9 protein-coding genes and 1 pseudogene are annotated in these 11147 nt (G+C 43.2%); 2 read left to right on the forward strand and 8 right to left on the reverse strand.

What is annotated here, in order from left to right; translation table 11 throughout:
- Positions 1–61: 61 nt before the first annotated feature.
- The 8 genes from UF75_RS22080 to UF75_RS22115 form a co-directional block, all read right to left on the reverse strand.
- Positions 62–400: a hypothetical protein gene (locus UF75_RS22080; RefSeq protein WP_045576698.1), complete on the reverse strand. Its 339-nt coding sequence runs from the start codon at positions 398–400 to the stop codon at positions 62–64.
- A 375-nt stretch (positions 401–775) separates the two neighbouring features.
- A complete protein-coding gene (locus UF75_RS22085) occupies positions 776–4072 on the reverse strand; it encodes a glycosyltransferase (protein WP_045576699.1) in 3297 nt (1098 codons plus the stop codon).
- Positions 4069–5133 (reverse strand): polysaccharide biosynthesis protein, encoded by a 1065-nt coding sequence (locus tag UF75_RS22090; RefSeq protein ID WP_045576700.1) that lies wholly within the window; start codon positions 5131–5133, stop codon positions 4069–4071. The genes UF75_RS22085 and UF75_RS22090 overlap by 4 nt, the downstream gene beginning before the upstream one ends.
- Positions 5134–5135: 2 nt before the next feature.
- Positions 5136–6035: an SDR family oxidoreductase gene (locus UF75_RS22095; protein ID WP_082075291.1), complete on the reverse strand. Its 900-nt coding sequence runs from the start codon at positions 6033–6035 to the stop codon at positions 5136–5138.
- 394 nt (positions 6036–6429) lie between these two features.
- On the reverse strand, positions 6430–7122 hold the full coding sequence (locus tag UF75_RS22100) for a sugar phosphate nucleotidyltransferase (RefSeq protein ID WP_045576702.1): 693 nt from the start codon (positions 7120–7122) through the stop codon (positions 6430–6432).
- A 17-nt stretch (positions 7123–7139) separates the two neighbouring features.
- Positions 7140–8126: an SDR family NAD(P)-dependent oxidoreductase gene (locus tag UF75_RS22105; protein ID WP_045576703.1), complete on the reverse strand. Its 987-nt coding sequence runs from the start codon at positions 8124–8126 to the stop codon at positions 7140–7142.
- Positions 8127–8182: 56 nt separating this feature from the next.
- Positions 8183–9307: a glycosyltransferase family 4 protein gene (locus UF75_RS22110; protein WP_197079501.1), complete on the reverse strand. Its 1125-nt coding sequence runs from the start codon at positions 9305–9307 to the stop codon at positions 8183–8185.
- A 142-nt stretch (positions 9308–9449) separates the two neighbouring features.
- Positions 9450–9686 (reverse strand): hypothetical protein, encoded by a 237-nt coding sequence (locus UF75_RS22115; protein WP_045576704.1) that lies wholly within the window; start codon positions 9684–9686, stop codon positions 9450–9452.
- 141 nt (positions 9687–9827) lie between these two features.
- Between UF75_RS22115 and UF75_RS22120 the strand changes: the two genes are divergently transcribed.
- Together UF75_RS22120 and UF75_RS22125 are read left to right on the forward strand one after the other, a co-directional pair.
- Positions 9828–10808: a glycosyltransferase family 1 protein gene (locus tag UF75_RS22120; RefSeq protein WP_045576705.1), complete on the forward strand. Its 981-nt coding sequence runs from the start codon at positions 9828–9830 to the stop codon at positions 10806–10808.
- 106 nt (positions 10809–10914) lie between these two features.
- A pseudogene (locus UF75_RS22125) lies at positions 10915–11147 on the forward strand (YncE family protein); the annotation flags it as partial.

Here is an 11147-nt window from a genome sequence, read left to right on the forward strand (position 1 = left end):
GAATTGATTAAATCCACAACTTATAATAAGTTTAGACTTGTCTTGCTTACAGCTTTCTCTTTCAGGCGCTTGCTTCGGCCACTGTCAAATGAGCTGAAGTAAGGTTTCCAGTAGCGTCTTTGCTCCATACAGAGACTTCTACATTCTGTGAGCTAACAAAGAATACAAACTCAAAAGCATTAAATGGGACGAAATAAGTCTTCAAAGCCACGGTACCCGCTGTAAGAGTGAAAAACTCTTCTACATACTTCACTTTTGTCGTTCCACTCTGAAAAAATCCCTCAACTTGAATTGCTACTGTAGAAGTATCATCATTCGAGATATTTACCGTGAGCGTTGAACTCTGTCTAACGCCCTCAACCGAGGTGTTAGACATCAAACCCGTTGTTAAATAAGGCATATATCTTCTACCCTCCTAAATTATGGGTTAACTTATTGTATTGTTCATGTCCTAATTTTGTTACCTTCAATTATGCTTAATGCTGGAACCATTCCCTTTGTTGACATATTATGTACAGACTCCATCTCCTAAGGTGTGCCCTCAACCAATTCAGCCGGATACTCCAAATCCGACTTTCCCAAATACTGCAACGCTACAGATGTGCACCCCTCTAGAATTTAGGGTTCTTTCTAATCATTTTAATTTCGAGTGCTTTTGTGGCAAGGTGATGATTGATTCTCAGACTAAATGTCATTATTATTGAAAGCTATCCCAAATAATAAAGGGCCACTTGACGTGGCCCCTTTATTGAATGCAAAATAATACCCACTCTTTTTATGGTTTTCCCCACTCTTTTCCTTCGTTCCTCACTATTTTACCGATCCGGGAAAAGTACAAATTTTTATTAAAGTCCCATTCGGGGGGACCTCCGCCCTCATAATAACCGTCTGCTCTGGGATGGTACAAATGTGCCGTTGTCGCATCTGTCGGACAGTAATGGCAACCGTTTCCCAATAATCGATCGATAAAATCTCGATCATCATAAGCAATTCCCACAAAATCTTCATCATAGCCCCCAATTTCCGTAAATTGACTACGATGTAAGGCCATCAGAAACGGCATTTTAGTATTTAAATCTACACAATTGTTGAACGTCGCAAGGTCAAACGTCCCGTTATTATTATTAATAGACTCCAACAGATCCCCATTACGATCATCTTTTCCAACCGGAATACCCAACAATTTAGGATTATCTAAAATAGGCTTAGTCAGCCTGGCTATAGTATGGTTAATATGGAGCATTTCAGCACAACACATGACTAAAATATCCCCGGAGGATTGCTTGACCCCAATATTAATAGCGAAACCGGGTACCCGCCATTCAGAACGACCGTTAAGATTTCTTTGTCCGGTAAATATATACTTCAAATTTAGTTTTTCCTTGAACTCGTTACAAATCTCCTCTGTTTCATCTTGTAAGCCATCATTAACGACGATTGTTTCAAACTCAAAGGGCATTGTCTGTAAGGACAATGAATAGAGCCCCCACCTTAATAAATGCGTTCTCTGAAATGTTGTTATGATGATTGATACTTTATGCCGTTCATGCCGTTCATGCCGTTCGGCCTCTCTTTTATAGTTGGCTTTTTCAATCATGAGCTCTTTAAAGACAGCCGTCAGTAAACAATGCCACTTTTGCATAGAATCCTGGGTGGAAAAATTCTTCTCCAGTATAACTTGCCTGGGCGAAAAATTTCGCTTGGGTAATTCTTGAAGAGCCCCCTCGAAATCCTCCCCAAAAATACCACACTGAGCCCGCTCTTCTGTACTAAAATCCTTAAAAATACCTTTTTCATGCATAATCAAGGGCACATCGCATAGACAAGCTTCAATAGCCGCCTGACATTGGTTCTCGATTGGCGAACCGTTGATAAGGAAATCTGCACAGTTTAAAAGTTTAACCAAGAGAGTCTGAGGTACTCGATTAAATATTCTTACGTTGGCGGCGATAAATGCCTCAACGGTTTTAGAAACTAAAATCCAGGTTATTTCCGGATGACCTTGAATACAGGCCTGAACTTTGCTCCACCCGTTGAACTCAGAAAAGTCCCCGACAAAGATTCCTATTCGTCCTGGGCCAAAACCAAATTCCTGGCGAATCTCTTCTTTATTCATCGACTTAAAGAGTTCCAAATCCACACCACCTGAAATTATCTCCAAATCATACTCTGGATAAGACAACGCCGTTTGGATAGAATTTGTCACAAGTTTATCGGCCCGCCGTAAATTTTCCTCTTGTTGCGTATTTGGCATGCCCATTGATCGAGTGTCGTCCTGTAAGAACGCTATTGTATAGCGTGATTCATCGACTGTATTCATGAAAGTGGCATTTTGAAGAATCACTTCTACTTCCGGATAATGTTCTTGGATATAGTTTCGAGCATTTGCAGCATAATCTCCCTTGTCCCCAACAAGATGCCTATCTATACTTACTGAAGCAGGTAAGGATTCCTGGAGGAAATTCCATAATACCTTTTCCCCCATTGATCCTGAGACAAAATCATTACATAACGCAACTTTTATTTTCCTTGGTGCATCTACTGCGGTTTCCGAACTATCAAGTTCTCCCCATTGAAAATGATAAGCTAAACTGTCAAACGCCGTTTGATGCTTTATTCCTATGGTCTGGAGTTTCAGCATTAAGACCGTATCCCCAGATACACAGGCTTCTCCCCATCGGGCAATGATTGGATGATTAAAATCACTTCCTAAGACAACCTGTCCTTCTGGATAGCCCCCCACCCGTTCAAAATGCTCCTTACGGATTAAGAGGGGCATAAATAGTCCGCCGTCTACCAATTTAGACTCCGTCAGATCACGGGCATATTGTTGAAATTCGATTTCTTGATACGACGAATAATCCCGACCAAAGTCCCTTTCCACACCGTATTGACCACTGCGCAACTTCCCGGACTCAACTAATCGGGATGTGACGCAGTTTTTTCCGTTATAAGCCTGCCATAGATTATCCAACCAACCTGGTGTAAACGCCATATCCGAATTTATGAAAATAACAAAGTCTCCCTGAGCCTTGCTAGCCGCAAAATTGTAAGCACGGTAAACATTATTTACATACCATTCCGTTTGTTGCTGGGGGGTATTTGTAAAAACATAATGAGGGATATAGTTATCACTCAAATAATTGAGCACCGAGGGGTTGGCATCATTAGCGACAAAGAAAAATTCCTTATCTGTCATATCCGTGTATCTAAAGACCTGGTCATAAACAAACTTCAACCATTCCACACTTTTATATACTAAACAAACAATCGAGAATCTTAGTTTGAACACTTCTTCGCGGTATTCTTCGACATATGCTAAGGATTCCATAAAGGTCAATGGTTTAGGCTCGTCGTCATCAAGCCAGAGACCCTCCGGGAAGAGTTCCTGAGGGACTTTTGCTACCTCAAGTTTTTCCTCGCTGATTAAACGATCAAGCATATCGTACCCACGTTGTCCGTGCGACTTATAAACTAGGTATTTATAGGCTAAACGTTGCTGCGAAGAAAAACCATAGTGCAGTACTTGAACATCAAGAGTCCACTTCACGGAACGAATCGTCGAAGGAAAAAGGGGTTGATGGAGACCAGGTTTTGTCTCATTAAAGCAAATCCCGGGAACCACTCGCCAGAGACGGCAAAACCAACCCTTATCATATAAACTGTCCAACCGTTGCCAAGAATAGCTGCGCCAAAGGTTGATTTCATGCATGTTCACTGCATCCATCTGATGTTCGTCACAATGCGCACATAGTTCCTGAAGCTTCTCGGCGGCATTGTCGGTTAATACTTCGTCGGCATCCAACCACAAGATAAAATCCGGCTTCAGCTTTAAAGCCTCTTGAAGCAGAAGCTGCTTATGCCTTCGTTCATTGACAAAATCATTTTTAGTCCCTCTCAGAACGTACGGCGTTTTTTTAAGCAAATATTCATAACTACCATCCGTGCTTCCGTCATCATAGACGACCAAATCACTGACTAATGGTAAAATATGGTTTACAAAGCGTTCTAGGTTATCTTTACACAATTCATTATAGATTTGGCATATACAAACGATCCTATAGTTCTTCAACGTAAAAATTCTCCTTCATCAATATTATCTTGACCCACCATCAAATGATACTTAAGCAACAAGGCCACCGTTTCTTCGAAGGTCATAAGGAAATCGCCTGAACTATATTCTTTGGACAGCGCCTGTATACCCGGTTCTGCAGTAACCAGTTCCGGAAGCATAGGCTTAATTGCATAATAATTACCGCGGTCATACGTTCGCCAAGCCTCTTCTTCAGAAATCATAATTTCATGGACCTTTTCCCCCGGGCGAATTCCCGTGTAGTTTATAGCAATCTTCAGATCTCCCATTAAGGCCTTTGCTACATCTTGAATAAGGGCTGCAGGAATTTTCGGAATGAATATTTCTCCGGGCTTAGCACCCTTTAAGACAGCAAAAATGGTATCTACGGCGCTATCTAAAGGCAATAAAAATCTCGTCATTTCCTTTGTCGTAACGGTTAACGGACCACCATGCTTAATTTGTTCATGGAACAAAGGTATGACAGATCCCCGGGAGGCCAGCACATTACCATAGCGCACACAAATAAATCTTGTCTTGGGAAGCGTTACATTGGCCGCGATAAATATCCGCTCTTGCATGGCTTTAGAAATCCCCATAGCATTCACCGGTTTGCAGGCTTTATCCGTAGAGACTCCGACCACAGTTTCTATTTTAAGATTATTTTCACGAATAGCTCGGATAATATTTTCTGGACCCACCACATTGGTCTGCACCGCTTCAAAGGGGAAATACTCGCATGAGGGGACCTGTTTCAGGGCTGCGGCATTGATCACTATGTCCGCTTCCCTTAACACAGCGCATACGGAATGATAATCACGGATATCTCCTATTCTAAACTCGATAAGTCGAGCAAAATTGTCGTAGATCACTTCATCGGTAACATTTCGTTTATGCTGGTATTCAACTCTCATAGCATGCTGTTTAGCTTCATCACGAGAAAAAATAATGATTTTCTTGGGAGAGCCAAGCTCCTTTTGCAAGAGCCGACGGGTTAACACCTTACCGAGTGAACCTGTACCCCCGGTAATCACAATCACTTTATTATCGAAAAGCTTCAATTTTATTCCCCCTTGGCTTTGCCGTTTTGATAGGGGCCTTGCAAGTAATCCAGATGCATTGCGTGAATTAAGTCTGGCCATGTAGGTGGATTATAGCCCGTTAGAGACCGAAATCGCGATGAGTCCAATGATCGATCGAGTCGAAAACTGTCCTCAGGCTCGATTTCCACATTTTTGTCGTACTGAACCTTGATGAGCTTTAGTAACTCGTATTTGGAAATTGGATCAGAGGATACGTGGTAAAGCCCCATCATTTCTGAATTAGGGATCACGTAATCACGGATAATCCGAGCTAATTCAACGGTTGGAAAACCAGAATAAATAACCTTCCTGAACCCATTCACCTTTTTCTCTTGACTAAGAAACCATTCGACTAAACCATAGTTTCCTTTCAGTTCATGCCCGATGATTGAAGTTCGTAGGGTAACACAATGCGGGTAGGCTACTTCGCCGAGAAGTTTTGTTCTGCCGTAGAGATCATGGGCATTAGAAACATCCCCTTCTAAATATCCACCTTTCTCTCCATCAAAAACACAATCTGTGCTGACATGAATTAAGCGCGAATCAGTTGCACTGCAAAGCAAGGCAATTCTATGAGGTAAAAGTGCGTTAGTAGTAATCGTCGCGATTGGGTCTTGGGCCTTTGCTACCTGCTTAATCACTCCGATACAATTCACCACAACGTCTGGCGACACATCCGTGAAGACCTTTGTCAGGCTATCTGAATTGAGAACATCGACATCGCTGCGTACCTTCCTCATCCAATCCATCGATATCCAACCGGATAACTCCTTTGGAGAGCGGACCGTAGTATAGACATCTAGCCTTGTATCTTCTGACAGATAACGAAACAAGGTATGCCCTAACATTCCTGACCCTCCTAAGATCAATACCTTTCTCATGTCCCTACTCACACCTTTCGGGGGCAATCTTACTTTCTATAAAGAAAACTTGGCTAGCGCCCGAAGACACTGTCTTCGCACGTTTTAACCTTCTTGCAGCCTTAGCGAAGGCGGTCGCCTTAGTTGCCCTTATGCGCTGGCCATGACGATAAGCGGATGAGCTTATCGCCACACTGCAACTCACTACGCATACTCCAGCAGTGTGGATTGGCCGAGTGTCCCTGTAGCCAAGACTCGAACAAGGATGTTCGAGATTAGAGCGCCGCCATGGATGGCAAGGCGCCGTGATGGCGAGAAGGGACCTTCCAGAAAGTATACAACGTAAGTTATACTTTCTGACTAGTATAGAGAAGCGCATCTCTCACTACCTCTTGCTGTTACTTTCTCGTTCTCTTTAAGGAAGCTTTAAATTTTTAAATTCCTCTTTAGCCTTTTCGAGGTCAGCCATCGTCCCAATATCAAACCAAAGATCCTCGCTTTCATAACTTACAACCCGAGCTCGTTCCGAAAGAAGACGCTGAACTAGGTCTGGCATATCAAAGCAATTATTTTCTGGAATTAATGAAAGAACCCGTTTGTTGATCACGTAAATGCCCATACTAGCCCAATAGTTTAGGGTAGGTTTCTCCGAATAAGCCGTCACTTGTCCATCTCTAATCTCCAAAACACCGAACGATGAATGAACGGTCTTCTTGTGTACAGCGACCGTCATATCTGCTTGTGTTGCTATATGGTGTTCATACAACGCCCTAAAATCTAAAGTGGTTAATTCATCCCCATTGACCACTAAAAAATTGTCCTCTAAGTTATTGACAATTTTTAATGGGCCTGCGGTCCCTAAAGGAGCGGTTTCAATAGAATACCGGATTGTCAGACTAAATTGACTTCCATCTTGAAAATAAAGCTTGATGAGGTCAGAAAGATACCCTAAACACATAATGATTTCATCGAATCCTGCCCTTTGAAGTTGGTGAACCAAAATAGCTGCTATTGGTTTTTCCCCAATAGGAAAAAGGGGCTTTGGTAATATTCGAGTATACGGTTCAAGGCGTGAACCTCTACCACCCGCTAAAATAATGCTTTGCATAAAATTCCCCTTTACCGTTAAATTTGGTATTTCCCTATCTGATATCGATTCATATGAGCCGCAACCCAAGCTACCGTCCTTTTAACTCCTTCTTCTAGTGACACACGAGGTTCCCACCCGATTGTATCTTTAGCCAAACGATTATCTGCTAAAAGACGGTTTACCTCGCTGCGACTCGGGCGAATTCGCGCTTCGTCCACCACGATTTCAGCTTTACTCTGGAGCGTAGTTATAATAATCTGAGCTAGTTGGCCAATCGAAATCTCTCGGCCTGAACCAATATTTATCACTTTACCAAACCCCTCTTGGCTCTGAGCTGCTTTTATAAACCCTTCAGCGGTATCCGTTACAAAGGTGAAATCACGCAAAGTGTCAGTGTTCCCAAGACGTATTTCTCGACAGGCTAGGGCCTGAGTAATCAGTGTCGGTATAACGGCCCGGGCGGATTGTCGCGGTCCATAACAATTAAACGGTCTTACCGTGACAACCGGTAAATCAAAGGAGGCATAAAAGCTTTCGGCTAACTTATCTGCCCCAATCTTACTCGCCGAATAAGGGGACTGACCCTGAAGAGGGTGAGACTCATCGATCGGGACATACAGTGCGGATCCATAGACTTCACTGGTTGAAGTGTGCACGATTCGCTCCACTCCATGATCGCGAGCTGCTGTAAGAACATTGAACGTCCCCATAATATTGGTTTCCACGACCTCGCGAGGGTTTTTATAGGAATACGGGATTCCCACTAAAGCACCTAGGTGGAAAACGGCATCACACCCTTTAACCGATCGTTCAATAACATCTGCGTCCCGTAAATCTCCAGTAATTATTTCAATTTGTTCCAGTAAACCGGGTTCTAAATCTTCTAGGTTACCACGACCATCTCTGGAATTATATCGAATAAAGACTCGAACCTTTGCTCCTGCTTTGGCCAAAGCCTCTGTTAAGTGACTGCCGATAAATCCACCCGCTCCAGTAATCAAGACCTGTTTTTGCTCCCACATCACGTTCTCCCATCCCCTCTGTAGCAGTAATTGATATATCTTATGTCAGTCTTTGTCTATCTGACACCCTCCAAAAGCGCCCTATAACTTGGCGCGAGCCGAGTCCACTCAAACATCAAGGCCCGTTCCCGTCCTCTAGCTGAGAGGGATTGCAAAAGAGATGGGTTATTAAGCACTCTTGATAAAGCTTCTGACAACTGTCTAATATTTCCCGCCTCAAAGGTTAAAGCACATGAATTTGAAACGACTTCTGCCAGACCACCAGCATTTGAAGCGATTATCGGTGTCCCGATCACCATACCCTCTAAGGCCACCATTCCATAGGCCTCACGTCGACTGGGAACCACAAGACTTGTTGCACGTCCCATCCATTTCCTGACCTCTGAACTCGACTTCCGGCCATGTAACTGAACGCATGTCCCTAGTTTCAGTGACTGAATAAGCTGCTTTAAATGCCCCTCATAGGATTCTGTGCCCTTACCGACAATATTTAAGTGAATTTGCCGACCGCTTTGTTGAATGATTGATACGGCATGGATCAAATCCTCAATCCCTTTATAATTGAGCAGTCTTCCGACATAAAGGAATTCATTCATGTTTCTATTTTTCCAACGTTCTGCTGGCAAGCAAACACCGAGGGGTAACACTTCCGTTTTGGAAAGGTATTCTGGAAAACGCCCTGCCAGATAGTTTCTCTCGCTCTGACTAATGAGTTGAATACGTCTACAACGCATCAGAAGCTCTTCCTGGATCTTAAATTGCGCTTGTAATTCGGGCTCTGACCGATCTTCTAACTCCTTGCGCAAAAAAGAATAAACTGAATATAGAATTGGGACAACCCCTTGGGACAGGGTATATGCCAGAGGCGTAAAATTGATGGCATGGCTGTGAATAATATCCCATGCCTGATTAAGCTCCGGAAATTCCTGACACACAACGTCCGTCTTAATCATTCCTAAATAACCAAAGTAATCGCTGTTACGTGGCAATCCTAAAACTTTAATCTGTTGTCCTCGTAATGCCCAACCTGGTGCATTCTTATTACTTTGTGGAACGATCACAGTTTGCTGTATACCCATACGATCTAGCATATATAGCATGCCCGTGGCCGCTGTACCAGCTCCACCAAAACTCTCTTCTTCAAATTCATTGGTCAATGATAAAACCTTCAAGAAAATCACCCCCGTAAACTTCGCTATCAACTATTCCCTTGGTTCTAAAATACTCTATGCACAAGCCATCTAACATGTTAGAAGAAGACACGAGTAGCGTGTTGGGGGGACGGTCCTAACCGTCCCCCCAACACGTTATTTCCTTCTATAATTAACTCCAGATGAGACTCACGATGGCCGCGAATGCTCCTGCCAAGGCGGTGATAAAACCCGACCACCAACGCCGACTGTTCTCAGAGTCTTTTTTAAACTCCTCAAAGTCTTGTTTTGTAATGTAGTTACCGGCTAGCAGCACTCGCATATCGTTGACCACTGTTGATACATCCTTGACAGCTTCCTTAATTTCAGCAATATCTTTCTTGATCGTTTTGACCTCTCCTTCTACCATATCTCATCCTCCTACTCTTCGAATTTCACCTCTATTTATACTATGGTTTTGCTAGAGCAAATGGTACTAGCTCTCTCATTCCCCCTTAATCCTTTTCTACATATGCTAAACTATGTACGATTATTTTTGAGGAGGTTACTAATGTCTACGATTATCTATCCTCCCTCAATTCCTTGGAGTTGGATGTTTCAGCGTCCACAGCAGTTGTTGGGTCAATTGTCTACATCTGGCCATACGGTTCTCTACGAGGATCTTGGAAACTTTTCAAAACCAAAAATTAAGCACTTGTCCTCTTCCCTTCTCATCTGTCAGGGTACTTCCGCTTTGGGCATACCCCATCCCCGGCCACGTATTCTTTGGTTGACGGTTCCTTCGCATATTCATAGTATTCAAAACTATGACCCTGATCTTGTTATATACGATGCGGTCGATGAACCCAAAGAGGAATTTGCCAGTTGGGCGCCCTATTATCCCGCTATCCTTGAAAAAGCAAACTTGATATTTTGTAGTAGTCGTAGTATTTATGACTATTTTCACCATAGGCATCCTCGTGTTTATCTAGTAGCAAACGGTGTTGATTTTGTCCATTTTTCGCCTCCCCCAAGCACTCGTCCGCTTGACCTTCCCTCAGGTAAACCCATTATTGGTTACAGTGGCGCCATAGCCCCTTGGGTCGATTGGAAGTTACTCAAAGTCGCCATCCAAGAGAACCCTGAACTCAACTTTGTTTTTCTTGGTGCTCTCTTTCAGCTTAATAAATTTCCCTTAAACTATAAAAATGTTTTTTATCTTGGCTTAAAACCTTACCAGGAACTCCCAACCTATTTACATTACTTCGACGTTGGGATGATTCCTTTTCTTCAAACTGAAATGACCAAAGGGTGCAACCCTATCAAACTCTATGAATACTATGCATCTGGAATTAAAGTTCTGGGTACACCGCTTCCTGAACTGCTATCCATCCCGAAAATCAATCTGGAAAGTAACCCACACTTATTCTCACTCCGTTTACGGCATCTCTTAGAAAGTAAGGATACCGGCAGAGCTGAACGAATGGCTTACGCTCTTGCCAACGACTGGAGCGAACGGGCTGGCCGAATTCATGAGCAAATTATTTTATAACGCTAGAAATAGAAATAGCGTGTAACACCCTTCTCCACGAGCGAATAGTATACGTTGAAGCTAAGTCTTACTCATTTCTCGAATCTAAAGAGGGGGGAATACACACATGCTATTTGAAACCCATGCTTGGGTGACACTCGACAATGCCGTCGCCATATATAATGTTTACAGCGATGCGCTAGTCGCTACCATCCCTGTAGGGATTGCACCCGCTTTCCCTAAGCGCACTCCGGATGGTACCAAAGTCTTAGTTCCTAATTTTGGAAGCAACACTGTCTCCGTCATATGCACGTCTGGAAATCTCGTCTTAGCAACCATCCCAGTGGGCCTAGCTCCTAC

This window comes from Desulfosporosinus sp. I2 (genome assembly GCF_000960765.1).
Lineage (GTDB): Bacteria > Bacillota > Desulfitobacteriia > Desulfitobacteriales > Desulfitobacteriaceae > Desulfosporosinus.